Genomic DNA, 23560 nt, shown 5'->3' on the forward strand with positions numbered 1-23560 from the left:
GGGGTCGGCGCACCGAAGACCGTGATGTCGCATCCGGTCGGGCTTTAATAACCGGGGGTTATTTATTTCAGGGCGGCGGATCGCGCCAGAAACGCCGTTCCAGACGCATCGACGACGGGGATGCAAACTGTCCCAACTGCAGATGAATGGCACCCTGCTCGGCGCTGTCGTAAATCGCCATCCCGCGTTTTCGGTAGCGCGCCATGACCGTCGGATGCGGGTGACCAAACGAGTTGCCATGCCCTCGGGAGATCAGCACCGCCTTGGGTTGCAGCCCGTTGAGCAGTGCCATTGAAGACGAACTGCGACTGCCATGATGCGGTGCCTGCAACCAGTCGGTTGCAATGGCCAAAGGACTGTCGAGCAGCGCCCGCTCGGCAGCGGCGTCGATGTCCCCCGTCAGCAACAAGCGCTCGCCATCGGCTTCGATCTGCAGAACGCAGGATTTCTGATTGCTGTCTGTGGCTGACGGAAATTGCCAGAGCTGGAATTTAACGCCGTCCCAGGTCCATTGCAGGCCCGCCTCACAGGCTGAAGCGTGCAGCTCAGCCGGCAAGCCTGCGGGATCGCCACTGAGCACTTGCTTGACGGTCATGCCGTTGGCTACCGCCCGGGCGCCACCGGCGTGATCGGCATCGGCGTGGCTGATCAACATCAGATCGAGTGTTTCTACGCCCAATTTGCGCAACGACGGCAACACAACCCGCTCGCCCAGATCGAAATCCCCGAAACGCGGCCCCGCGTCATACAACAATGTGTGGTGGCGGGTTCGTACCAGAATGGCCAGTCCTTGCCCGACGTCCAGTTGCCAGACATCGGCGATGCCTTCCGGCAGTTCCGCACGGGGTGGAAACACCAGCAGCAACAGCATCGGCCATCCCAACGGGCGTAACGGCACACCTCGCGGCAGCAGCAGTAAAAATGCTCCCAGCGCACCGAGGCCCCAGACCCAAAACGGAATCGCCTTGGGTACCCACGCGGGTATCTCACCGGCCAGCATCGCCAATCCGTTGAACAGCCAGTCGATCAATCCGCCCGCCAGCCACAGCAATCCCTCGCCCACATAAGGCACGGGCAACAACACAGTACCGAGCAAGGCTGGCGGCAACACCACGAGGCTGATCCACGGCACGGCCAACAGATTGGCCGCTGGCCCACTGACGCTGATGGGCAATCCCAGCACCAGCAACAACGGGCACAGGCCGATTGCGATCAGCCACTGGGCGCGCGTCCAGGTTTGCCACCAACGCCAAGGTCCCAACCGGCCACCAAAGGTGAAAATCAATATGGCCACTGCCACAAAAGACAGCCAGAACCCCGGTTGCAGGCTCGCCAGCGGGTCCATCAATAAAATCCCATTGAGCGCCAGCAACAGTGGCCACCAGGCACCGAGATGACGGAACCGCAGGCGCCATAACAACACCAGGCCAATCATCAGGCAGGCCCGTCGAACCGGCACTTCAAAACCGGCCAGCAGCCCGTAACCCAGCGCCGCGGCGAATGCGAGTCCGCACGCCCAGGGCAGCCACGGCAGGCGGTTCGGCCACAGCCCATAGCGGGCCAGCCCGGCGATCAACAGGTAGACGACCCCCGCCAGTAACCCGATGTGCTGCCCGGAAATCACCAGCAGATGCACTGTGCCGGTGTCCTGCAACACCTGCCAGTCTTCACGACTGAGCCCGGCGCCGTCGCCCAGCACCAATGCGGTCAGTGCACCGGTTCGACCCTGGGCGTCCACAGACTGTAAGCCTTGGCGAATACCGTCCCGCCAGGCCCAACGGGCGTCGGTGAGTTTCTGGCCATCCTTGACCGTTCCGGTCGCCCCAATGCGTTGCGCGAGCAACCAGGCTTCGTAGTCAAAGGCATGGGGATTGAGCAGCCCGACCGGACGCTTCAATTTGACCGCCAGTCGCCAGCGCTCACCACTGTTCACCGCCGGACCGCCATGCCAGGCCAGACGCAAGCGCTGCGGCAGTTGCGCGCGCCGAGACTGACTGTCGCTCAACTCGAAGCGCACCACGCCGTCGGCACTTTGCGGCAACCCCGTCACCCGTCCTTCGACCCAGCGGGTTTCGCCATCCAGCCTCGGTGACAAGCGATCATCCAGCGCCCATTGCGCCTGCACGCAGGCCCAACTGAACCCAAACAGAAAAAACGCCACCGGAAACGTCCTGAACGGCAGCAACATCAAACCCGCCACCGGCATCAACCACAACAACCAGACCGGCGGTATTGCCGGTAAAAAACGCAATGCCAACAAACCCAGCGCCAGCGCCATCATCCCTATGCGCATATGCCCGTCCTTGAGAGTCCTTACCCTAGGCTTAGCCCGTCCGTCGCATCGTCGCCGTTATCAATTGTCACAAAGTCTGAATGGGCAGTTCATGGATTCCAGACATACTTGCCGCCTTAACCGACCGAGAAGCCCTATGCCCCGGCGCTTATTCAAACGTTACATGCCTGACCCGGTCAGCATCAGGGAACACAAATCCTTACGCTTTCTTGGCACGCTGCTGCATGACCCGAACCTCTGGCACCTGAACCGGCACTCGGTCGCCCGCGCCATGGCCGTCGGTCTGTTCGCGGCTTTCCTGCCGATTCCGATGCAGATGCTGCTCGCGGCTTTCCTGGCCATTGTTGTGCGCGGCAACATGCCAATTGCGGTGAGTCTGGTCTGGCTGACCAATCCGATCACCATGCCTGCCGTGTTCTTCTGCACGTACCAGACAGGTGCCTGGCTGATGGATGTTCCCACCCGGAGTCTGCCGGATGAACTGACCTGGGAATGGGTCAGCAGTGAGCTTTCGACGTTGTGGCAGCCGTTTTTGCTGGGCTCGGTGGTGACGGGGCTGGTCCTTGGAGCCGTGGCCTATTTTCTGGTGATGATGTATTGGCGCTGGTGGGTGGCGCGGCAATGGAAGCGGCGCAAGAAAAGCAGGATGTGAGAATGTGGAACGGCCTCTGATTTTGGAGGCCGTTTTTTTTTGCATTTTTAAAGGGGTACATATCCGTTGCTGCGGTAACGGCGGCTATCGGTTCCGCCCTTACGACCCCGCCGGCCTGATTCTAATGCGTGTGCGCTTCCCTGTAGGAGCTGTCGAGTGCAACGAGGCTGCGCCTACGAGGCGGACGACTTACGTCCGCATCCCGCGCCCACTGACCAGTAACCGCGCACACCCGAGGTACAGCACCACGGTGGCCACCAGCATGAACGTGATCGCAATGCTGATCCTGATGTCCGACACCCCGAGGATGCCGTAACGGAACGCGTTGACCATGTGCAGCACCGGGTTCGCCAGCGAGACGGTCTGCCAGAACGGCGGCAGCAACGAGATCGAGTAGAACACCCCGCCCAAATAGGTCAGCGGCGTCAGCACGAAGGTCGGGATGATCGAGATGTCATCGAAGTTGCGCGCAAACACGGCGTTGATGAAGCCCAGCAACGAGAAGATCGTCGCGGTCAGCACCACCACCAGAATGGTCACGCCCAGGTGATGCACCTGCAAGTCGGTGAAGAACAGCGACAGCAGGGTCACGATAACCCCCACCATCAACCCGCGCAGCACGCCGCCCAGGGTGTAGCCGATCAGGATCGTGTGTGGCGACAGCGGCGACACCATCAACTCTTCGATGGAGCGCTGAAACTTGCTGCCAAAGAAACTCGATACCACGTTGCCGTAGGAGTTGGTGATCACCGACATCATGATCAACCCCGGCACGATGTACTCCATGTAGGTGAAACCACCCATGTCGCCAATTTGCCGACCTATGAGGTTACCGAAAATCACGAAGTACAAAACCATGGTGATTGCCGGCGGCAGCAAGGTCTGCGGCCAGATCCGGGTAAAGCGTCGGACTTCACGGTAAACGATGGTGTTGAGGGCAATGAGGTTGGGGCGCAACTCGGAACTCATACCGCCACCTTCGACAGATTTTTCTCCACCAGGGACACGAACAACTCCTCGAGGCGATTGGTTTTGTTACGCAGGCTCAGCACTTCGATGTTCTGCTGCGCGAGTTGGGTGAACAGCGCAGTGATGCCCATGGCCTTGTCCACCTGGACTTCCAGGGTGTGGCTGTCGATCAGCCGGGACGGGTAGCCCATCAACTGAGGCGCCACTTGCAACGTGTTCTTCATGTCCAGCAGGAACGTTTCCACATGCAGCTGGCTGAGCAACTGCTTCATGCTGGTGTTCTCGACGATCGTGCCGTGATCGATGATGCCGATGTTGCGGCACAGCTGTTCAGCCTCTTCCAGGTAGTGGGTGGTGAGAATGATGGTGATGCCTTTCTGGTTCAGCTCGGTGAGGAAACTCCACATCGAGCGACGCAGTTCGATGTCCACCCCGGCAGTCGGTTCGTCGAGGATCAGCAGGCGCGGCTCGTGAACCAGTGCGCGGGCGATCATCAGTCGACGCTTCATGCCGCCGGACAGCGAGCGTGACGGCACGTCCTTCTTGTCCCACAGCCCGAGTTGGGTCAGGTATTGCTCGGCGCGTTCCTTGGCGATTTTCGGCGGAATGCCGTAATAACCGGCCTGGGTCACGACGATATCGAAGGTCTTTTCGAACTGATTGAAATTGAATTCCTGCGGCACCACGCCAATGGAGCGCTTGAGCTGCGCAGGATTCTTGTCCAGGTCGTGACCGAAGATATTCACCGTGCCGCTGGTCTTGTTCACCAGGGTCGACAGAATGCCGATGGTCGTGGATTTACCGGCACCGTTAGGGCCGAGCAAAGCGAAGAAGTCACCTTCGGCGACATCCAGATCGATACCACTCAAGGCCTGGAAACCGTTGCCGTAGGTTTTGGTTAGCTGCCGGATGGACAGAGCGGAACTCATATCGGATTTACGCACCAAGAAGGGAGGAAAGGGATAACTATGGGCGGGCGGCGAGCAATGCAACCGCGGCGCATGAACGCAATGGTGCTTGTCGCCGCCACACAAGTACAGTCAAGTGTGTCGATAGTGAGTATTAAGTCAACGCGGTCATAACGGCCTTGCGATACGCCGGACGCTGTTTCAACCGGGCGTACCAGGCCTCCAGATGAGGCTGCGGAGCGCGCTCGATCGGCATCTCGAACCAGGCATAAATAAAACAGCCGAGGGGAATGTCGCCCATGCCGATCTCATCGCCGGACAGGTACGGTTTGGCGGCCAACGCCTGATCGGCCATTGCCAGCAAACCTTCGCACTCCTTGATCGCGGCGTTGATGGCAGACCAATCCTGCTGCTCGGCGGGGGTGCGCAGCACGCCCCAGAACACCGTGCGAAACGGGCCGGCAAAACTTGAAGTGGTCCAGTCCATCCACTTGTCGGCGGTGGCGCGAGCCTTCAGATCCGCCGGGTACCACGCGGTGTCCTTGGCGTGCAGCGCCATCAGGTAACGAACAATGGCGTTGGACTCCCACAGCACGAACCCGTCATCTTCAATCACCGGGACACGACCATTGGGATTCATGGCGCGGTACTCGGGCGTATCGACCACACCAAAAGCACCGCCCGCATCGATGGCTTCATAGGCCAGCCCCAATTCTTCAGCGGCCCACAGCGGCTTTCTGACATTCGACGAGTTTTTCCGACCCCAGATATTCAGCATGACCGCCTCTTTTTCGATAAGTGGGCAGGCAGCATACGCCGGATCAGGCGCGACTCAAATCGCTCTGCATGTCACCCAGCAGCGGCGCCAACTGATCGCCGAACAGGTGCGGATAACACTTTTCCAGGTGCTCGAAAAAGAACTGTTCCGGCACATCGGCAAATTGTCCGTGATCGACCAGATACTCCATCAGCTTCTCGCCATCACGGTTGTAGGGGTGGAAAACGCTGTCGTTGATCCCGTCGAACTCCAGTGGCGCCACATTGAACAGCTCGCAGAGTTTCTGGTTGAACGCCGGTGTGGCCTTGACCCAGCGATCATTCAAATAGAACTCGGTGTAGCCGTGCATGGCGAACATGTCGCTCTTGAGTAACTCAAGCAGGCGTGGCGTGGACAAGTGATTGCGCACATCGGCCAGACCGATCCGCGCAGGAATCCCGCAATGTCGCGCGGCACCTGCCAGCAATGTGGCCTTGGGTACGCAATAACTTTCGCCGGTCGCCAGCGCATAACTGCCGCGCAGGGTCTGCGGGTCACGACTGAAGGTGTACGGGTTGTAGCGCACCGCCTCGCGTACGGCGTAATAGAGATTGATCGCCTGCTCAAGCGGATCGCGGCTGACGCCACGGTGTTTTTCGGCGAACTCCACCACGGACGGGTGGTCACTATCGATGAAGCGGCCGGGACTCAGATACTCGTGCATGAGAACAATCTCCTGGGGAAGTCCCGAGTCTATCGAGAGGTTCAGCACAGAGATAACGACGTTTCGGCCAAATATGGGCGCATTGTCGCTCGCTCAATTTTCCTACGCCCGCCATTAGATGGGGCTACGAAATTCATCCAGGGTTTCCCACGACTTCAGTCGCATGCCGCGACCAACCGGTTTTTCGGATGCCGTCTAAGCTCTGAGGGTTGGTTCGCCCTGGGTTCACGGAGGATTAAATATGCTGCTGTTGTGGATACTGGTTCTGGTTGTCGGAATTGCTTATTTAGCTCACCGCCGCATTTCGCCGCTGCCTGCCCTGGGCATCGTGGCTGTCTATATCGTGGCCATGGGAGCCTTCAGTCGCGCACCGGGCTGGCTGCTATTGATTTTCTGGGTATTGATTGCGGCAGTCGCTGCGCCGTTGTTGCTGCCTGACCTGCGCCGTAAATTTTTCAGCGCGCCGATGTTCAACTGGTTCCAGAAAACCCTGCCACCGATGTCGCAAACCGAACGCGACGCCATCGATGCCGGTACGGTGTGGTGGGATGGCGAGTTGTTCAGCGGTCGCCCGGACTGGAACACCTTGCTCTCCTATCCCAAGGCGCAATTGAGCGAAGAAGAACAGGCCTTCATCGACGGCCCGACCGAAGAGCTGTGCGCCATGGTCAGTGACTGGGAGCTGGGCCAGACCATGGACCTTCCGGCCGAAGCCTGGGCCTTTATCAAGGACAACGGCTTTTTCGCCCTGATCATTCCCAAGGAATTTGGCGGCAAGGGTTTCTCGGCCTACGCCCACTCGCAAGTCGCAATGAAACTGGCCAGCCACAGCGGCGACCTCGCCTCCACCGTGATGGTCCCCAACTCCCTCGGTCCGGCCGAACTGTTGCTGCATTACGGCACCGACGAACAACGCAACCATTACCTGCCCCGCCTGGCTCGCGGCGACGACATTCCGTGCTTCGCCCTCACCGGCCCATTGGCCGGCTCCGACGCCGGTGGCATGCCCGACACCGGCGTAATCTGCAAAGGTGAGTGGGAAGGCCAGGAAACCCTGGGCCTGCGCCTGAACTGGGAAAAGCGCTACATCACCCTCGGACCGGTGGCCACCCTCCTCGGCCTGGCATTCAAGGCCTACGACCCGGATCATCTGTTGGGCGACAAGGAAGACCTGGGCATCAGCCTGGCGCTGATTCCGACCGATCTTCCCGGCGTCGATATCGGTCGCCGCCACCTGCCTCTGGGCGCAGCCTTCATGAACGGTCCGAATGCGGGCAAGGATGTGTTCGTACCGTTGGAGTTCCTCATCGGTGGCCAGGAAATGCTCGGCAAGGGCTGGATGATGCTGATGAATTGCCTGTCGGTCGGGCGCTCGATTTCCTTGCCGGCGGTGGGTTCCGGCATGGCCAAGTTCACCAGTCTGGTGACGGGCCAGTACGCGCAGATTCGCGAACAGTTCAACGTCCCGATTGCCGCGTTCGAAGGCATTCAGGAAGCCATGGCCCGCATCGGCGGCAACGCCTGGATGATGGACGCCGCCCGCATGCTGACCGCCAACGCGGTGGATCTGGGTGAGAAGCCGTCAGTCCTGTCGGCCATTCTCAAGTACCACCTCACCGAACGCGCCCGTGATTGCATCAGCGATGCCATGGACGTGCACGGCGGCAAGGCGATCATCGAGGGACCTAACAATTACCTCGCGCGCAAATGGAGCGGCGCGCCCATTTTCATCACCGTCGAGGGCGCAAACATTCTTTCGCGCAACCTGATGATCTTCGGCCAAGGCGCGATTCGCTGCCATCCCTTCGTGCTCAAGGAAATGGCCCTCGCCGGCCGTGAAGACAAGGATCAAGCCCTCAAAGAGTTCGACGAACTGCTGCTCCAGCACATCGGGTTTGCCGTGAGTAACGCCGCCAGCACGCTGGTGCTGAACCTCGGTTTTGGACACTTGGAGCACACACCCGGCGACAAGCTCAGCCAGGGTTATTTCCGCGCCCTCAATCGTCAGGCCGCGGCTTTTGCCTTGCTCGCCGACCTCAGCATGATGTTGCTGGGCGGCGCACTGAAACGCCGCGAACGCCTCTCCGCACGGCTCGGTGACATCCTGAGCAATCTTTACCTGGCATCCGCCGCGCTCAAGCGTTATCACGACCTCGATGCACCGGATTACATGACGCCGCTGGTGACCTGGGCCATGGAAGAAAGCCTGGGCCAGGCCGAACGGGCCATGGACGAACTGTTGAGCAACTTCCCGAACAAAGTCGTGGGCTGCCTGTTGCGCGTCATCGTGTTCCCGCTCGGTCGGCGGCACAAAGGACCGTCGGACAAGCTCGGTGCCGAAGTGGCTGCAATCATCGGCCGCGCCAAGGGCGACCCGGCGCTGGAGGAGTTGCTCCTGGGTTGCTATCGCCCACAGTCGAGTGACGATGCGGTCGGCGCCCTGCAACATGCCTGCGACCTGTTGAACGCGGCTCAGCCGTTGCAGAAAAAACTGCATGTCGCGCTAAAAAGCGGTCAGGTCAAACCGGCTGCCGGGGAACATGTCATCGACGCCGCGCTGGAGGCTGGTGTGTTGCAACCGGTGGAAGCACAAACCCTGCGAGAGGCGGAAGCAGCACGGCGCAAAGTGATCGATGTCGACGATTTCGATAAAGAAGAACTGGCGCTGGCCGACGGCAAAGTCCGCTGATCCACCCGGGCATGTAAAAACGGGCGCTGGAGCTTTATACTCCGGCGCCCGTTTTGCTCTTGAGGACTTATCTCGTGTCCAACATCGTTGCCGATCATCTCGTTTTACTCGACCACTTGCGCAGCATTCTGGTCGCCGTAGGTGAGGCCGAGCAGGTTCCCGAAGAAAGCCATGCCTTGTTCCTGGAGCGCTTCGACGAACTGCTGGCGTCACTGCCGATCGATCCGATCGAAAGCCAATACCTGGGCCAGGACATCCTGACTCAAGTCATTTCCCGTTATCCGCAAATCGCCCACCTGATTCCACGGGATCTGCTGTGGTATTTCGCCGGTGACTGCCTGCACTACTTGGCCGATGAAGAAATCGACCTGTATCAAGCACTGGAAGAACGTCGCTTCGAAGCCGAACAGAATGACGAGCCGTTCGACTGGAACCAGGAGAAACAACTGCTGGCATTGTCGAACCAGGACAGCAAACACTGATCCTGGCGTCCGTAACGCAAAAGGCCAACGCAGAAGCGTTGGCCTTTTTTGTGGGTGCCGGCTCCGGATGCAGGATCGGCCATTCATTTTTTTGTGTAGCCGGGCTCACCGTCGAATCAGCAGCAGCAACAGCGCCACCGTCGAAACCCCTGCGCCGGTATAGAAAGTCATCGCCGCACCATAGGTTTGCCAGAGCCAGCCGGCCACCACGCTGGCTAGCAGCAAGGCAATGCCGCTGACGAGGTTGAACAGGCCAAACGCTGTGCCTTTGAGATCGGCTGGCGTGGTGTCGGCTATCAACGCCGCCAACAGACCTTGGCTGAAGCCCATGTGCAGGCCCCATAGGGCCACGCCCAACAGCACCATGGTCACGGAATCGGCATAAGCCAATACCATGTCTGCCACAATCAATAACAGCAACCCGACACTCAACAACGCTGTGCGACTGATGCGATCGGACAACTTGCCCACAGGATAGGCAGACAGCATGTAGAACCCCGCCATTACCATCATCACCAGAGGTACCCAGGTGTTGGAGAATCCCAATTGCTGCGCACGCAACACCAGAAACGCCTCGCTGAAGCGCGCCAGGGTGAAGACCGCGCCGATCCCGACAACCCACCAGTAGGCCTTCGAAAATTGCTGGAGTGAGTTGAAACGAATGGGTGAGCGAAAGTGATGCGGCCTGCTCTCATGCGTTGGCTCACTCACGCCCGCCATGAGAAAACCTACCGCCAAAAACGCCGGGATCACGGCAAACCACAGCACACGTGAAATATCATTGGCGAACCAAAGCATCAGCAGGATCGCCAGGATTGGACCTAGGAAAGCCCCCACTGTATCCATTGACTGCCGCAGCCCAAAACAGGCACCGCGGATTTCTGGCGGTGCCACATCCGCGACCAGTGCATCGCGCGGCGCCCCTCGAATCCCCTTGCCGATCCGATCCAAAATGCGCGCGGTAAATACCAGTTCTGCCGAGGCTGCCAGGGGAAACAACGGTTTGGTGAGCGCCGCCAATCCGTAGCCGAGCAACAGCAGGCTTTTGCGGCGACCCATGAAGTCGCTGATCGCCCCGGAAAAGACTTTGACGATCAGCGCGGTTGCCTCTGCAAGCCCCTCAATCAAGCCAACGGTCAGCATGCTCACGCCCAGCGTTCCCACCAGAAACACCGGCAGCAGGCTGTGTACCAGTTCGGACGACAGATCCATGAACAAACTGACGAATCCCAGCACCCAGACCGTGCGCGGGATGGCTGTGCGGCGTGATTTGGCAGCAGGCGCTTCCATCTCTACTTCCTTGCTCGTTTTGATTCGTGTCAAACACACAGACAGGAATGATATGTATTTACTTACAAAAGATAATGCTTATCATCTGCGCGATAATTCATACAAAAGGTGTTCATGGTGGCTCGATCGCGCATTTACCCAGCCTCTCTGTCGTTGCTGGGTGTTCTGGTTGTACCTGATTTACAGGCAGAAACGGAAACTGCTTTAACCCTGCCGACAACCGCTGTGAACAGTGAGTTCAGCGAGCAGAGCTACATGTCGACCGAGAGCAGGAGCGCGCTGAAGATCGATGCCCCTCTGCGTGATATCCCGCAAACCGTCAACGTGGTCCCCCAAAGCGTCATCAAGGATCAGGGGGCGAAATCGATGGAGGACGTCCTGAAGAATGTCCCCGGTATCGGCATGTCCAACGGTGACGGCCAACGTGACCAGGTCACCATCCGTGGTTTCAACGCAATTGGCGACATGTACATCGACGGCATTCGCGACGATGCGTTGTATTTCCGCGATCTGTCCAACGTTGAGCGGGTGGAAGTGATCAAGGGGCCGGCGGCGGTGCTCTATGGCCGTGGCTCTTCGGGTGGCCTGATCAATAGCATCAGCAAGAAACCCAACTTCGCACCCAAGCAGGAGGTTGGCGTCAGCGTCGACAGCGAGGGCGAAAAACGCACTCAGTTCGATGCCGGTTGGGCCGATCAGCAGCATGGCGATAAAGCCTTTCGTGTCACAGGTGCGCTAGAGAACAGCGACACCTTCCGGGATGACGGCTACATCGACCGCAAGGCCATCGCGCCTTCGGCTTACTTCAAGCTCTCGGATGATCTGGAACTGAACCTGGGCGCCAGCTATCTGTACGACAAGCGCTTGATCGACTTCGGCATCCCGGCGCGAGGCGATCGCCCGGTCGATGTGGATCGTGACAAGCGCTTCGGTGCCGCGGATCCCGATGACGACTACTCACGCAGCGAAGTGTTCTCGTTCACGGCCGGCGTTGATTACCGTATCAACGACGACTTCAGCCTGAGCAATACCAGTCGCTACTACCACTACGACCTGGATCGCAACAACACACTCGCCGACTCCAGCCCGACACGCTTCGTCACCGCTGCCAATGGTGAGCTGCTGGTGAAACTCAACCGCGGCAACGTGCAGCGCAAAGAAGACGGCTGGTTCAACCAGACCGAACTCAAACAGCGCGCCATGCTCGCGGGGATGAACCATAATCTGCTTTATGGCGTCGAGCTGGGGCGCCAGGTGAAGGACCAGAACGTATTCAGCCAATCCGATGTGGCCAGAGTGCCGGTGTACCGCGATGGCCTGGTCGACGTGCCGTTTCAGGCCAACCGGCAAACCGCCAAGGGCACCAATACCCAGGACACCGCCGGATTCTACATACAGGACATGATCGAACTGGCACCACAGTGGAAGGCTCTGCTGGGTGTGCGTTATGACGTGTTCGACCAGGAATACGCCGATGACCTGACGCACAACAAGCTGTCCCGCACCGATACGACCTGGAGCCCGCGGGTCGGCCTGGTCTATCAACCTGATCATGTGCAGTCCTATTACGTCTCGGTGAGCCGTTCCTACCAACCCTCCGCCGAGATGTTCGCCCTGAGTACGACGAACCAGGATCTTGAGCCCGAGGAAACCACCAACGTCGAGATCGGCGGCAAGTGGGACCTGCTCGACAATCGCCTGGCGTTGACGGCGGCGCTGTTCCGCCTGGAACGCACCAACATGAAAACCAGCGACCCGGCGAACCCGACGAAACTGGTGCTTGCGGGCGAGCAGCGCACCGATGGTCTCGAGCTGACCGCCAGCGGAGAGTTGAGTGACATATGGCAGGTCTATGCCGGTTACGCCTTTCTGGACGCCGAGATCACCAAATCCAACAGCCGCACCAACGGTGTCCCCAACGAAGGCCAGGTACCTACGTTGACGCCTCGCCACAGCGCGAACCTGTGGCTGGTACGTTCACTGACACAAACCTGGCGTTTGGGCATGGGCGCCAACTATGTCGATGATCGCTACACCGCGCTGGATAACAATGTGGTCATGCCAGCTTATACAACCGTGGACGCCGCGTTGTTGTACAACCAGCCAACATGGGACATGGCCCTGCGTCTGCGCAACGTTTTCGACAAAGACTATTACGCCTCGGCGCATGGTTCGGTGGATCTGATCACGCCGGGTGCACCGCGGACGCTGGAGCTGAGCACCAACTACCGGTTCTGAATACGAGCCTGCGAAGACAGCCCGGCAGTGTGGCACTGCCGGGCTTTTTTATGCCTTCAAAACAAGCCATCACTCTCCGGCAGTTCATACTCCGATACAGCCGTATTCAGACCACTCGACTTGCCAGGCTTGGCCAGCGTCGGCTCCTTCTCCAGACACTCCACCAAATAATCGATCAACACCCGCAGCTTCGGCGGCAGGTATCGGGTTGGCGAATGCAGCAACCAGGCACCGCCGTGATAGGACGCCAAAAAAGCCCAGTCCGGAAGCACTTGCACCATCGAGCCCTTCTCCAGCGCACGGCGCGCCGTGAAGTACGGCAGGCTGCCAATACCGATGTGTTGCAGTACCGCGCCAAAGCGTACGCCCGTGTGGTTGGCGGCATATCGGCCGCGCACACCGACGGAGACAGACTTGCTGCCTTTCTTGAATTTCCAGCGCGCATCGCTCGGGGTTTCGCCCAGGTAAATACAACTGTGATTGAGCAGGTCATGGGGGTGCGTCGGCGTACCGTGCTCGGCCAGATATTGCGGTGTCGCGCAGAGCAGATGGTCGATGGTCAGCAACTGTCGCCCCACCAACCCTACTGGCGGTCGATCAGTGATACGAATCGCCAGATCGACATGATCGTCGATCAGATCCACCTGGCGATCCTCCAGCAACAGTTCCACATCCACCTTGGGATAACGGCGCAGAAACTCCGGCATATGCGGATGGATCACGAAGCGACCCACCGCTTTAGGCACGCTGAGGCGCACAAGCCCCTCGGGCTCATCGGTGAACTGGCCGCTGATTTCCATCACGGCCCGGGCGGCGCTGACCATCTCCTGGCAGCGCTTGAATACCTCGTCGCCTCCATCGCTCAGACGCAGCTTGCGCGTGGTTCGTTGCAGCAGGCGCGTGGCGAGCGCTTTCTCCAGCCGGGAAATACTGCGACTGACCGCCGAGGGAGAAGAACCCAATTGACGTGCCGCTTCGGAGAAGCTGCCCGTCTCGACAACCTTGACGAAAATCGCCATTTCGCCCAGCAGTGGCAGCGGAAGATTTATGCTCACAGCGCAACAGTCCTTTGATGATTGGCCGGATTATCACGCATATGCAGGCTTCCTATAATAAAAAATAGAAATTCAATTGAGCCTGAAATATGACGCTGCGCCTTTTTTTCCATAGTGATGAGCTCAAGGCCAACGTGGAAGTCCTGGAATGCACCCCCTGTGAAAACGAGTTCGCTGTGGTCCTGCGTGCCACCCTGTTCCACCCCCAGGGCGGTGGACAGCCTCACGACACGGGCTGGATCGGCGAAAGCCAGGTTTTGCGAGTCGTTCAGGATCCCGAGCGGATCATTCATTTCGTCGACCTGCCGGTACGACTCGGCATGACCGTCATCCGGGTCGATGAGCCGCGTCGTCGGTTCAACACACGGATGCATTCGGCCGGGCATCTGATCGGCCATTTTGTACAAGCCATGGGCTGGATGCCGGTCAAGGCGCATCACTGGCCAGGTGAAGGCCGCGTTCAGTTCAAGCCCGGTAACTCGGCCCAGGAAGTCGATGCCCAAGCGGTCCAGCAGGGAATCAAGCAATGGATTTCCCACGATTTGCCGCGCCTGACGTCCCTGCGCGATGGTGCCCGGGAAATCGGTTTCGGCGAACTGCCCGCCTACGGTTGCGGCGGCACCCATGTCCGTAGCCTGAAAGACCTGGGCGCGGTCACGATCAACAGCCTTTCGCAAAAGAAAGGCACGTTATCCGTCCACTACCACGTGGACTGAGCGCAGGGCGTTCGGGAGGACGCCTGGTTTTATCGATGCAAGCATTGCCCAGAACGCAAATGGCCCGCTCAGTCAGACTGTCGGGCCATTTTTTTGCGCGCAACCATCGACATCAGACCACCACACAGTGCCCGCCCCTCTCACCTGCGTCTCACCCCAGCCTTTGCCCTCACGATTTTTTATTTCAGATCATGGCACTTTGGTTTGATTGAACTACCGTCAAACCATAAGAAGTCATAACGGCTCGATTTTCCACGTTAGCTTCAGTGATCAGTAGCGGCTTGGCAAAAGGAGTTACCTCACGATGATCCTGGCAGGGGCTTTACGGTGTTGTTCCTTCATTGCCGATTTCATTCCTGGGGCGCCATGTCGACGAACAGAACCGTCCCGGAACGCGAGTATCGCTCTGGGGGGCAGTTCAGGTAACCGGATCACTAAATACCTTTTTTGCAAAGGTCGCTCGCTGTTCAGCCAGATCAGCGAATTGCGCCCGCTCGTGCAGGGAATAACGCCAAGGCCATGGAAATGTGACCTAACGCATTGGGGGGGATAGTCCGATCCCCGTGAAGTGATCAGAGAACAAAAGTCTGCCTAAAGACGGCCTATCCTGTGAGGATGTACCTGATGAGCTTTCGTACCGTGCCCGCTTTCAAGCGAATTTTCCATGGCCTGTTCTGGATGGGCCTCAGCGTGGATGCGGCTCAGGCCGCTCCGGCCAATTGTTCGCAACTGGACAATTGGCCGACGACGTACGAGGTCGGTCAGGGACTGCAAAATGAACTGCGCAGCCCCGTTGCCGTCACGCAACTGGCGGTGGGCGACCCGAAAGTTGCCGACGTGCAACCCAGCGGCAGCAACGCTTTCATCCTCACGGGCATTGCGCCGGGGACCACCAGCCTGATGGTCTGGACCGCCTGCTCGAAAACGCCGCGCCAAAGCATGGTGTTCGTCAAGGGTAAGGCCACGTCGGCGCTGACCAGCGTGCCATCGGTGCCTTCCGACGACCCGCTGCTGCCGAGCCAGGTGCAGACCGATGTCCGCTTCGTTGAAGTCAGCCGGACCAAGCTCAAGGAAGCTTCCGCTTCGATTTTCGGTGTCCGGGGCAACTGGCTGTTCGGCTCGCCGCGAACCTTGCCCAGCATTGGCGGCATCGTCACGCCGTCGCTGCCGGTGAGCAACGACATGTTCAACCTCACGTTTGCGACCGGCAGTACCCTGGTGGCGATCAACGCGCTGGAAGGCAGCGGTTTCGCCTACACCCTGGCGCGACCAAGCCTGGTGGCACTCAGCGGGCAGAGTGCGAGCTTCCTGGCCGGCGGTGAAGTACCGATTCCGGTGCCCAGTTCAGGCAGCGATAACGTGTCCATCGAGTACAAGGAGTTCGGTATCCGCCTGACCCTGACCCCGACCATCGTCGGCAAAAACCGTATCGCGCTGAAAGTCGCGCCGGAAGTCAGTGAACTGGACTTCACCAACGCAGTGAGCATCGCCGGCACAGTGGTCCCGGCCCTGACCGTGCGCCGTACCGATACCAGCATCTCCCTGGCCGACGGCGAAAGCTTCGTCATCAGCGGCCTGATCAGTAGCCACAACGACTCTCAGGTGAACAAGTTTCCGGGGCTGGGCGATATCCCGATTCTGGGCGCGTTTTTCCGCGACAGCGTCATCAACCGTGAAGAGCGCGAACTGCTGATGATCGTCACCCCGCACCTGGTCCAGCCACTGGCTGCCAATGCACAACTGCCGTCATTGCCTGGCGAGCAGCTGCGTAATTACGACCCGAACTTCTATCGCATGTTCTTCCTGGAGAACGGCGACTTTGACAGCCTCAGCGGGCTCTCGCAATGAACCGAAACCTGAACCAGACGTGCCTCACACACACTCCCAACGGTGACGTTGAACGTTTTCCGGGCCAACGCTATTTCCATTGGCCCGGCGTTCAACGTGTTGTCGCCACTGGACCTTCGATGAAAGCAATCATTGCAATAGCGGCGACCTTGATGCTCGCCGGGTGTGCCAGCAATGGCCTGTCTTCGCGACCGGCTGCCTGTGCCAAGCCCAGCTCTGATCAGGAACTGGCCCTGAGCCTGGCCGACAACATGACCAACGAAGGCCGTTTGTATGCCAGCCTGGCGAATCTGGAAGGCTTGCCCGATGACCTGGTCCAGGTTCGCCTGCGCAAGGCTCGGGTGCTGCGCTTGATGGGACGTAACACCGAGGCGGCGCCGTTGTATCAAAGCTTGCTAGGCACCTGTCTCGCTGCCGAAGGGGAACATGGACTGGGCCAGTTGGCCTCCGCCAGAAATGACAACGCCACCGCTACCGCTCACCTTGAGCGCGCGGTGAAGATGGCACCCACCGACGACCGGATGCGAAATGACCTGGGCGTCGTCTACCTCAATCAGCGCCGGATCCCGGAAGCACGCTTTGAGTTCATGACCGCCATGGAGCTCAAGCAGGCAAACACCCTGGCGGCACTCAACATGGTGACACTGCTGATCTACCAGAATAACTGGAAGGCGGCGGCCGAACTGGTGACCCGCGCCGACTTGAGCCCCAAGCAAGTCACAGAGGCTCAGACCCGCGCGGAAAGACTCAAGACCTCAGCCCCAAAAGTGGTGGCCTCAGAGGGCAATCATGGGGCTGAGGTAGCTGATGCCTCTGCCAGTGCAAACAAGTAGAACGTACGAGGAGTCGAGATGAATACCAAAAGTCTGTTGATCGTCTGCACGGCTTGTCTGTCCACCAGTGCCTGGGCTATCGAACCGGGTCCCTCTTCGCCCTATCAACAAGGTACCGAACAGTGGTTGCAGCTGCAGATTCGCGGTGTGGTTGCCTCCCCTAAACTGCAAACCGCTTCGGCCACCGAACGTGATCTGGCCATGCAGCGCTGGCTGAACAGCTTCAACTACCCGATTCCGGAGTTTTATGACCAGGATACTGGGGGGCAAGTCAGTAGCGGCGAATGAGGTATATCGATGGGTGATCAACCTCTGGCGCAGTCCAGAGTGGCCTGGCTAAAAAGCCGGGCTTAATCACGTGTGCAGGAAAATAAAAGCCAGATACTACAAAGGTGGTGCAGGCGATGGGAGTGAATGCACTCCCATCGCCTGCACCACCTCGCTCTTACCAAGAACAGCCACTCCGTTCGACAGCAAGCTACGCCTGCCCACTTAACCGAATGCTTTGAATACACCGATCAAGGCGGGGCCGATAGCGACCAGAAAGAAACTCGGCCATAGACAAAAAATCAGTGGAAATATTAGCTTGGTGCCAATTTTCGCCCCCATCTCTTCGGCGGCCTGGGTACGCCGGTCACGGAACTCCTCGGCATAGATGCGCAAAGTGTCGGCTACGCTGGTACCAAAGCGGATACTCTGCGCCAAGAGGCTCACCAGCCCTTGTACGTCATCCAGGCCCGTACGGACAGCCAGTTGTTTAAGTGCCTCTGTGCTGGAGATGCCCGCGCGGATTTGCGCATTGACCAGGGCCAATTCTTCAGCCAACTCCGCCTGACTGACCGACATCTCGTCAGCCACCCGTTCGATGGTCGTGGGCAAGGCCAGACCCGACTCCACGCACACCACCATCAGATCCAGCGCATCCGGAAACGCAGCACGCAAACGACCTTGTCGCACCTGCTTGCGTTTGGCGACATACAGCGACGGCACCAACCATCCGATAGCGGCCACAATGACAACAAAGAGTAGCCCCATGACAAGGGAAACCTTGGGAATCATTGGCAGCAGCAGCAATACAATACCGATCAGTAACAGCGGCAACATCAAGCGCACCGCCCAGTAGATCTGCACCGCCGAAGAGGAACGGTATCCCGCATGCATCAACAGGGTCTGAGTGGCGGATGTCTGAGTCGATTCGGCCGAACCGAAGCGCTCACCTACACGTTCCAGCAACAGTTGCAGATTACTCGGAGCCTCTTGCCCGGCGGTGTTACCTAAATAACCACGTTTGATCAGCGCGAGACGACGCTGTACCGGGTCCTGAAGCCCCTGCATCAGCAAGATCACGGCACCCGCCGCGAGCACCGTACTCAAGCCGATCACACCCAGGAACAACAAGCGCGCCATCTCCTCGTTCCCTGTGACCCGACTGAACAACCCGAGTAAAAAATCCATGACCTGTACCTCCCGGTAACGAAGACCGCTTAAACCTGAACCCGGATGATTTTTCGAATCCAGAAAATCCCGATCAACATGGAACCAAAAGCCCCGAGTATCAGCTTATGACCCAACGGATCATTGAGCAGCAACGGCATGTATTCAGGGGTGGTGAGCACGATCACCGCTGCCAGCACGAAGGGTATGGCCACCAGTATCCAAGCTGACATGCGCCCTTCGGCCGACAGAGTCTTGACCTTACGCTGGAAGCAGAAGCGTCCGCGAATCAGCCGACTCAGACGCTCCAGCACCTCGGTCAGATTACCGCCGGTCTCGCGATGAATGAGGATCGAGGTCACCAACATCATCACCGTCATGCTCGGCATGCGCTCCAGCAGACCTAGCATGGCGCGGCGCACATCGTTGCCATAATTGATATCGGAGAAGGTCAGGCCAAACTCATGCGCGACCGGCCCCTTGTGCTCCTCGGCCACCAGGCGCAGGGTTTCGTTAAAGGGGTGCCCGGCGCGCAAAGCGCGACACATGGCATCCAGCGCATCCGGCAGGCCTTCCTCAAATTCAGCGAAACGCTTGCCACGGTCGCGAGAGATTTTCAGTAGGGGTAACCAGAGGACCGCGAAACCCGCCAGCAGAGCCATCCACCAGACTGACGAAACTATCCAGATCAAGATAGCTGTCGAGCCCCCGAGCCCCAGCCCGAGCAGCAATACCCGGTAGGCTCGGTATTCGTGCCCGGACTGCTCAATCATTTGCGTCAATGTTTCCATAAAGGGCAGCTGCTCAAGCCTGGCCTCCCATGGCGACAAACGCGTCAGGTACTTCTGTCGCAACACAGTCTGCATGCTGGACTGGTTGTTGGCTTTCTCCAGTACATGCAAGCGGCCGCGAATGCGCTTACGCATCTTGCCGGCCTCGCCGAATACCGGCACCGCCACGCCCTGGGACAAAAGGAAGGCGGCGATAAACACCATGCCGAGGAACATCAGAATGAATTCACCTGGGACCTGGTTCATGATTGCCGAGCCTCCATCCACTCAGGCCTGAACATCGCAAGCGGCAATTCAATTCCGCGCTTGGCCAGCACATCGCGGAAAGCGGGGATCATGCCGCTGGGCCGGAAATCACCAAGTACTTCGCCGTTTTCGCCCATGCCATGGCGCTCGAAAGAGAAGATTTCGGTCATGGTAATGATCTCGCCCTCCATGCCGTTGATCTCCTGCACGCTGACCAGACGGCGCTTGCCGTCCTCCTGGCGCTCCAGCTGGATGACCACGCCGATGGCCGAAGCGATCTGTTGGCGCAAGGCCTTGATCGGAAAGGTCGCCCCGGTCATCGACACCATGTTCTCAATCCGCCCCAACGCATCGCGCGCGGTGTTGGCGTGGATCGTGGTCAACGAGCCGTCGTGGCCGGTGTTCATCGCAGTCAACATGTCCAGCGCTTCGGCGCCGCGCACTTCACCAATCACGATGCGGTCCGGACGCATCCGCAAGCTGTTGCGCACCAACTCCCGCTGGCCCACCTCGCCACGCCCCTCGATATTCGAAGGTCGGGTTTCCAGGCGCACTACGTGGGGTTGCTGCAACTGCAGTTCGGCGGAGTCTTCGATGGTGACGATCCGTTCGTTGTGCGGGATGAAACTGGACAGCACATTGAGCATGGTGGTCTTGCCGCTGCCGGTACCGCCGGAAATCAGCACGTTCAAGCGCCCACGGACAATCGCCTTGAGCAGCAGGGCTATGGCCGGGGTCAACGCCCCCACCTGGATCAGGCTGTCGGTATTGAGCAGGTCCACGGCAAAGCGCCGGATCGACATACTCGGGCCGTCGATGGCTAGCGGCGGGATGATCGCGTTGACCCGAGAACCGTCCTTGAGACGCGCATCCACCAACGGCGAGGACTCGTCAATACGCCGCCCGAGGTTGGAGACAATGCGGTCGATGATGTTCAGCAAGTGCTGATCATCACGAAAACGCACATCGGTCCGTTGCAGCTTGCCGAAGCGCTCGACATACACGGAGTCATGCCGGTTGACCAAAATATCGGACACACTGTGATCAGCCAACAGCGGCTCCAGAGGCCCCAGACCGAGCACCTCGTCGGTGATCTGCTTGATGATCAACTGGCGACTGGCAGTACTCACCGGTGCCGAATGCTCATCGAGCAGGCGCTGGCAAATATCGCGAATCTGCCGCGCGGCCTCCGCTTGCTCAAGGGAGTCCAGCAAGGACAGGTCCATGACTTTGAGCAATTGCTGGTAGATCTTTTCTCGCCACTCGGCCTCCACCGGGGTGACCTGGCTTCTGGTTTCGTAAAGAATGTCCGGCGTTGAACGCTCCCATGCCATTGTTTCGTCGACCGGGTCCGGCAGGTCGTCACCCGGCTGTCCAGACGACGAAGAGGAGGATTTAGCGGACGGTTTGCGCAAGCGGTTACGAAAGTCGCTGATCATGGGTCATCCCCCGAAAAAACGGTTGAAGGCGCGTTTGAACAAGCCTTTGTTTGCAGCCATCTGGATGCCGACCAGGTCATCGGCCACGTTACTTAGCGCAACGGTAATCGCCGCTTTCGGCGCATGCAGCCCCAACGGCACGCCAGTGTTCTGACTCTGGCTGACCAGGTTGAAGTCGTTGGGTAATTTCGACAGGTTCGTGCAGCGCAACGCCTCGCCGATATCTTTGAGGCTGATCGCTGCCGCCTTGTCATAGCGGTTGACCACTATCTGCAATTGATCCCCGCGTACGCCCAGGTCTTCGCGAAGAATTCGCACCAGGGAGCTGGCATCTCGCAGATGGCTGACGCTTTGCTGTACCACCACGTACACCCGATCCACCTGCTCCAGCACGGAGCCGGTGAGGTGGTCGATTTGCCGTGGCAGATCGATCACCACCCAGTCATAGCTGGCGCGTGCCAACTGCAACAGGGTGTCAAGTTGCTCGGGCTGGGCATCCTGGGGCAGACACAGCTCACCGGCCCGACCACCCAACACATGCAAAGTCGGACTGAAGTGGCTGCAAAAACCACGCAACGCAACGCTGTCCATACCATCGATCTGATGCAGCACTTCCAGATGGCTGTGGGTTTGCGCTACATCCAGGTAATGCGTCACGCTGCCAAATTGCAGGTCCATATCCAGCAACAGGGTACTGCCACCCTTCATGCTGAGCTGTTGAGCCAGGTTGCAGGCCAACAAGGTTCCACCGGAGCCGCCCTTGGCGCCCACCACGGCGATCAATTTACCTTCTGCCCCACTGCCGGTCCGAACCTCCGTGACCAGACGATTCAAGGCGGCAACCAGTTCTGTCTCGGCGACAGGCTCCGGCAGCACGTCACGGGCGCCGGCCTGCATCGCCAGGCGCATACCCTCCTGTTCGCTCAACAGCCCGCACACCAACATCGGCGGACGTTCATGGGCCGGGCGCAACAACAGTGCCGCGAGTTCCTCGCGCCACAGGTGGCTGACGCGCAACAGCAACAGATCGGGCATCCGGTCAAGACCGTAGAGCGGGTCGACGTGCCCATTGCTCACCAGGCGAGTGCTCACCTCCAGGCTGGGCATGCGTTGGCAAACGCTCTGCAGGTCGCGCAACGACGTGGCGTCACGACTGCTGATCAGCAACCGTAGCCCGGCTTTGCCAGAGGAGGTGGAGAGTGGATTTTCCTTGGTATTCAGCATGGCGTGATCTCCCCGGAATCGGAATGACGCCCGAGGCTTTCACGTGGCAACGTTGCCCTGAATGTAGGCAGCGTAATGGGCACACCGAACCCGGGAATAAACAGATTGAAAACAAAATTTTGCAGACTCAACCGGACGTAGCGGATAGCACGGAATCCGTTGACCCCACTCGTGTCGGCGGGATTAGCCACCTGCGCGCCGTTTGCGTCCAGATAACTTAGCGTCAGATGGCTGGTGGCCAGATTTCCGATCAGCTGGCTATTGCCTGCATCGTCCGCCGCGTTGAAAATCGCCCGCCGCAACACCACCGGATCGCTGATATTGCACACTGCAGCCAGGCGCGTGCCACGCCGTACGGCTTCATCCAACGCATTGACCGTGAAATACAGGCGACCCATTTCCACTACGCCGAACAATAGTGTGAACACCAGCAGACTTACGATGGCGAACTCCACCACGTAGGTGCCGCGCATGTGTTTTCTGTTCATTACAGAGCCCTCATCACGGTGGTGGCGACCAACGGAATGCCCAGCGCAATCGCATTACCAAAAAAACCGGGAAGCGTCCCGACGCAATTGCCACCACCAATCACTGGACAGAACGTAAAGGTGATAGTGACCCGCACATGATCAGTGCCCACCGCGGCGACTTCTACCATGCCGGGCGTCAAGCCTGACAGCACAGCGCTGCCTGTCTGGCTAGGTACGCCATATACCGCAACGTTTTTCGTCTGGTCCAGCAGAGCACTGCCCAGAGCGACCGCACCAAGCGTCGAGTTCCACGCTTGACTTGCAACGAAACGGTCGGCATCACGACTGGCTTGCAACAGGATGTTGTACTGATAAAGCATGCGGCCGAACTCGCCGAAGGCCAGAAGCAGCAACAGCAACACCGGCAGGACGAGAGTGAATTCCACCATAGCAAGGCCTTGCTGGCGCTGCCGACTCTTAAATCCGTGAAGTCTCATGACGC

At 59.0% G+C, this 23560-nt stretch carries 22 protein-coding genes; 9 read left to right on the forward strand and 13 right to left on the reverse strand.

Annotated features, from left to right (window positions below):
* Positions 1 to 67 precede the first annotated feature (67 nt).
* Positions 68 to 2293, reverse strand: a complete 2226-nt coding sequence (locus tag QYH43_RS15465; RefSeq protein WP_301157330.1) for a DNA internalization-related competence protein ComEC/Rec2 — start codon at positions 2291 to 2293, stop codon at positions 68 to 70.
* A gap of 136 nt (positions 2294 to 2429) precedes the next feature.
* On the opposite strand from QYH43_RS15465, the gene QYH43_RS15470 reads away from it, so the two are divergent.
* Entirely contained in the window at positions 2430 to 2945 is a 516-nt protein-coding gene (locus QYH43_RS15470) for a DUF2062 domain-containing protein (protein ID WP_095056601.1), read from the forward strand.
* Positions 2946 to 3134: 189 nt separating this feature from the next.
* Here QYH43_RS15470 and QYH43_RS15475 read toward each other — a convergent pair whose 3' ends face one another.
* The 4 genes from QYH43_RS15475 to QYH43_RS15490 all read right to left on the reverse strand — a co-directional run bounded on the left by QYH43_RS15475 (position 3135) and on the right by QYH43_RS15490 (position 6303).
* Positions 3135 to 3914: an ABC transporter permease gene (locus QYH43_RS15475; RefSeq protein ID WP_095056600.1), complete on the reverse strand. Its 780-nt coding sequence runs from the start codon at positions 3912 to 3914 to the stop codon at positions 3135 to 3137.
* Entirely contained in the window at positions 3911 to 4843 is a 933-nt protein-coding gene (locus tag QYH43_RS15480) for an ABC transporter ATP-binding protein (protein WP_095056599.1), read from the reverse strand. The genes QYH43_RS15475 and QYH43_RS15480 overlap by 4 nt, the downstream gene beginning before the upstream one ends.
* 133 nt (positions 4844 to 4976) lie before the next feature.
* Complete coding sequence (locus QYH43_RS15485) at positions 4977 to 5600, reverse strand: glutathione S-transferase family protein (protein ID WP_095056598.1); 624 nt, start codon at positions 5598 to 5600, stop codon at positions 4977 to 4979.
* 43 nt (positions 5601 to 5643) lie between these two features.
* A complete protein-coding gene (locus tag QYH43_RS15490; protein WP_301157331.1) occupies positions 5644 to 6303 on the reverse strand; it encodes a transglutaminase family protein in 660 nt (219 codons plus the stop codon).
* Positions 6304 to 6544: 241 nt separating this feature from the next.
* Here QYH43_RS15490 and QYH43_RS15495 point away from each other — a divergent pair, with 241 nt between their 5' ends.
* Together QYH43_RS15495 and QYH43_RS15500 are read left to right on the forward strand one after the other, a co-directional pair.
* On the forward strand, positions 6545 to 8992 hold the full coding sequence (locus QYH43_RS15495) for an acyl-CoA dehydrogenase (protein WP_301157332.1): 2448 nt from the start codon (positions 6545 to 6547) through the stop codon (positions 8990 to 8992).
* A 74-nt stretch (positions 8993 to 9066) separates the two neighbouring features.
* Positions 9067 to 9474, forward strand: a complete 408-nt coding sequence (locus QYH43_RS15500) for a PA2817 family protein (RefSeq protein ID WP_053161955.1) — start codon at positions 9067 to 9069, stop codon at positions 9472 to 9474.
* A gap of 105 nt (positions 9475 to 9579) precedes the next feature.
* Here QYH43_RS15500 and QYH43_RS15505 read toward each other — a convergent pair whose 3' ends face one another.
* Positions 9580 to 10764: an MFS transporter gene (locus QYH43_RS15505; protein WP_301157333.1), complete on the reverse strand. Its 1185-nt coding sequence runs from the start codon at positions 10762 to 10764 to the stop codon at positions 9580 to 9582.
* Between QYH43_RS15505 and QYH43_RS15510 the strand changes: the two genes are divergently transcribed.
* Positions 10685 to 10972, forward strand: a complete 288-nt coding sequence (locus tag QYH43_RS15510; RefSeq protein ID WP_177408768.1) for a hypothetical protein — start codon at positions 10685 to 10687, stop codon at positions 10970 to 10972. The two genes, QYH43_RS15505 and QYH43_RS15510, sit on opposite strands and share 80 nt — an antisense overlap.
* Positions 10879 to 13002 (forward strand): TonB-dependent siderophore receptor, encoded by a 2124-nt coding sequence (locus QYH43_RS15515; protein WP_301157334.1) that lies wholly within the window; start codon positions 10879 to 10881, stop codon positions 13000 to 13002. The genes QYH43_RS15510 and QYH43_RS15515 overlap by 94 nt, the downstream gene beginning before the upstream one ends.
* A 56-nt stretch (positions 13003 to 13058) precedes the next feature.
* Here QYH43_RS15515 and QYH43_RS15520 read toward each other — a convergent pair whose 3' ends face one another.
* Positions 13059 to 14057 carry a LysR family transcriptional regulator gene (locus QYH43_RS15520; RefSeq protein ID WP_301157335.1) on the reverse strand — a complete coding sequence of 333 codons (999 nt, stop codon included), beginning with the start codon at positions 14055 to 14057 and terminating at the stop codon, positions 13059 to 13061.
* 89 nt (positions 14058 to 14146) lie between these two features.
* Between QYH43_RS15520 and QYH43_RS15525 the strand changes: the two genes are divergently transcribed.
* The 4 genes from QYH43_RS15525 to QYH43_RS15540 all read left to right on the forward strand — a co-directional run bounded on the left by QYH43_RS15525 (position 14147) and on the right by QYH43_RS15540 (position 17742).
* Positions 14147 to 14773: a hypothetical protein gene (locus QYH43_RS15525; RefSeq protein WP_095056592.1), complete on the forward strand. Its 627-nt coding sequence runs from the start codon at positions 14147 to 14149 to the stop codon at positions 14771 to 14773.
* Between the two features lie 624 nt (positions 14774 to 15397).
* Positions 15398 to 16621, forward strand: a complete 1224-nt coding sequence (locus QYH43_RS15530) for a type II and III secretion system protein family protein (protein ID WP_301157336.1) — start codon at positions 15398 to 15400, stop codon at positions 16619 to 16621.
* A 119-nt stretch (positions 16622 to 16740) separates the two neighbouring features.
* Complete coding sequence (locus QYH43_RS15535; RefSeq protein WP_301157337.1) at positions 16741 to 17454, forward strand: tetratricopeptide repeat protein; 714 nt, start codon at positions 16741 to 16743, stop codon at positions 17452 to 17454.
* Between the two features lie 18 nt (positions 17455 to 17472).
* Complete coding sequence (locus QYH43_RS15540; RefSeq protein WP_301157338.1) at positions 17473 to 17742, forward strand: DUF3613 domain-containing protein; 270 nt, start codon at positions 17473 to 17475, stop codon at positions 17740 to 17742.
* A 204-nt stretch (positions 17743 to 17946) separates the two neighbouring features.
* On the opposite strand, the gene QYH43_RS15545 is transcribed toward QYH43_RS15540, so the two are convergent.
* From QYH43_RS15545 to QYH43_RS15570, 6 genes are read right to left on the reverse strand one after another with little or no spacing between them, the layout of a single operon-like run.
* The gene (locus tag QYH43_RS15545; RefSeq protein WP_301157339.1) at positions 17947 to 18909 is read right to left on the reverse strand and encodes a type II secretion system F family protein; all 963 of its coding nucleotides are present in this window, start codon (positions 18907 to 18909) and stop codon (positions 17947 to 17949) included.
* 29 nt (positions 18910 to 18938) lie between these two features.
* Complete coding sequence (locus QYH43_RS15550) at positions 18939 to 19925, reverse strand: type II secretion system F family protein (RefSeq protein WP_301157340.1); 987 nt, start codon at positions 19923 to 19925, stop codon at positions 18939 to 18941.
* Positions 19922 to 21364 (reverse strand): CpaF family protein, encoded by a 1443-nt coding sequence (locus tag QYH43_RS15555; protein ID WP_301157341.1) that lies wholly within the window; start codon positions 21362 to 21364, stop codon positions 19922 to 19924. Before QYH43_RS15555 ends, QYH43_RS15550 begins: the two co-directional genes overlap by 4 nt.
* Positions 21365 to 21367: 3 nt before the next feature.
* Positions 21368 to 22588, reverse strand: coding sequence for an AAA family ATPase (locus QYH43_RS15560; RefSeq protein ID WP_301157342.1), 1221 nt, complete (start codon positions 22586 to 22588; stop codon positions 21368 to 21370).
* Positions 22582 to 23076 (reverse strand): TadE/TadG family type IV pilus assembly protein, encoded by a 495-nt coding sequence (locus tag QYH43_RS15565; RefSeq protein WP_301157343.1) that lies wholly within the window; start codon positions 23074 to 23076, stop codon positions 22582 to 22584. Before QYH43_RS15565 ends, QYH43_RS15560 begins: the two co-directional genes overlap by 7 nt.
* The gene (locus QYH43_RS15570; RefSeq protein ID WP_301157344.1) at positions 23076 to 23555 is read right to left on the reverse strand and encodes a TadE/TadG family type IV pilus assembly protein; all 480 of its coding nucleotides are present in this window, start codon (positions 23553 to 23555) and stop codon (positions 23076 to 23078) included. Before QYH43_RS15570 ends, QYH43_RS15565 begins: the two co-directional genes overlap by 1 nt.
* Positions 23556 to 23560: the final 5 nt, after the last annotated feature.

The organism is Pseudomonas sp. C32, assembly GCF_030417915.1.
Lineage (GTDB): Bacteria > Pseudomonadota > Gammaproteobacteria > Pseudomonadales > Pseudomonadaceae > Aquipseudomonas.

Bases quoted from the DNA above. Each gene is read 5' to 3' on its own strand.
- QYH43_RS15525 (WP_095056592.1), top strand. From the start codon at position 14,147: ATGACGCTGCGCCTTTTTTTCCATAGTGATGAGCTCAAGGCCAACGTG.
- QYH43_RS15550 (WP_301157340.1), bottom strand. From the start codon at position 19,925: ATGAACCAGGTCCCAGGTGAATTCATTCTGATGTTCCTCGGCATGGTG.
- QYH43_RS15535 (WP_301157337.1), top strand. From the start codon at position 16,741: ATGAAAGCAATCATTGCAATAGCGGCGACCTTGATGCTCGCCGGGTGT.
- QYH43_RS15490 (WP_301157331.1), bottom strand. From the start codon at position 6,303: ATGCACGAGTATCTGAGTCCCGGCCGCTTCATCGATAGTGACCACCCG.
- QYH43_RS15565 (WP_301157343.1), bottom strand. From the start codon at position 23,076: ATGAACAGAAAACACATGCGCGGCACCTACGTGGTGGAGTTCGCCATC.
- QYH43_RS15545 (WP_301157339.1), bottom strand. From the start codon at position 18,909: ATGGATTTTTTACTCGGGTTGTTCAGTCGGGTCACAGGGAACGAGGAG.
- QYH43_RS15480 (WP_095056599.1), bottom strand. From the start codon at position 4,843: ATGAGTTCCGCTCTGTCCATCCGGCAGCTAACCAAAACCTACGGCAAC.
- QYH43_RS15560 (WP_301157342.1), bottom strand. From the start codon at position 22,588: ATGCTGAATACCAAGGAAAATCCACTCTCCACCTCCTCTGGCAAAGCC.
- QYH43_RS15515 (WP_301157334.1), top strand. From the start codon at position 10,879: ATGGTGGCTCGATCGCGCATTTACCCAGCCTCTCTGTCGTTGCTGGGT.
- QYH43_RS15570 (WP_301157344.1), bottom strand. From the start codon at position 23,555: ATGAGACTTCACGGATTTAAGAGTCGGCAGCGCCAGCAAGGCCTTGCT.
- QYH43_RS15505 (WP_301157333.1), bottom strand. From the start codon at position 10,764: ATGGAAGCGCCTGCTGCCAAATCACGCCGCACAGCCATCCCGCGCACG.
- QYH43_RS15555 (WP_301157341.1), bottom strand. From the start codon at position 21,364: ATGATCAGCGACTTTCGTAACCGCTTGCGCAAACCGTCCGCTAAATCC.
- QYH43_RS15540 (WP_301157338.1), top strand. From the start codon at position 17,473: ATGAATACCAAAAGTCTGTTGATCGTCTGCACGGCTTGTCTGTCCACC.
- QYH43_RS15510 (WP_177408768.1), top strand. From the start codon at position 10,685: ATGAACAAACTGACGAATCCCAGCACCCAGACCGTGCGCGGGATGGCT.
- QYH43_RS15470 (WP_095056601.1), top strand. From the start codon at position 2,430: ATGCCCCGGCGCTTATTCAAACGTTACATGCCTGACCCGGTCAGCATC.
- QYH43_RS15530 (WP_301157336.1), top strand. From the start codon at position 15,398: ATGAGCTTTCGTACCGTGCCCGCTTTCAAGCGAATTTTCCATGGCCTG.
- QYH43_RS15475 (WP_095056600.1), bottom strand. From the start codon at position 3,914: ATGAGTTCCGAGTTGCGCCCCAACCTCATTGCCCTCAACACCATCGTT.
- QYH43_RS15465 (WP_301157330.1), bottom strand. From the start codon at position 2,293: ATGCGCATAGGGATGATGGCGCTGGCGCTGGGTTTGTTGGCATTGCGT.
- QYH43_RS15495 (WP_301157332.1), top strand. From the start codon at position 6,545: ATGCTGCTGTTGTGGATACTGGTTCTGGTTGTCGGAATTGCTTATTTA.
- QYH43_RS15485 (WP_095056598.1), bottom strand. From the start codon at position 5,600: ATGCTGAATATCTGGGGTCGGAAAAACTCGTCGAATGTCAGAAAGCCG.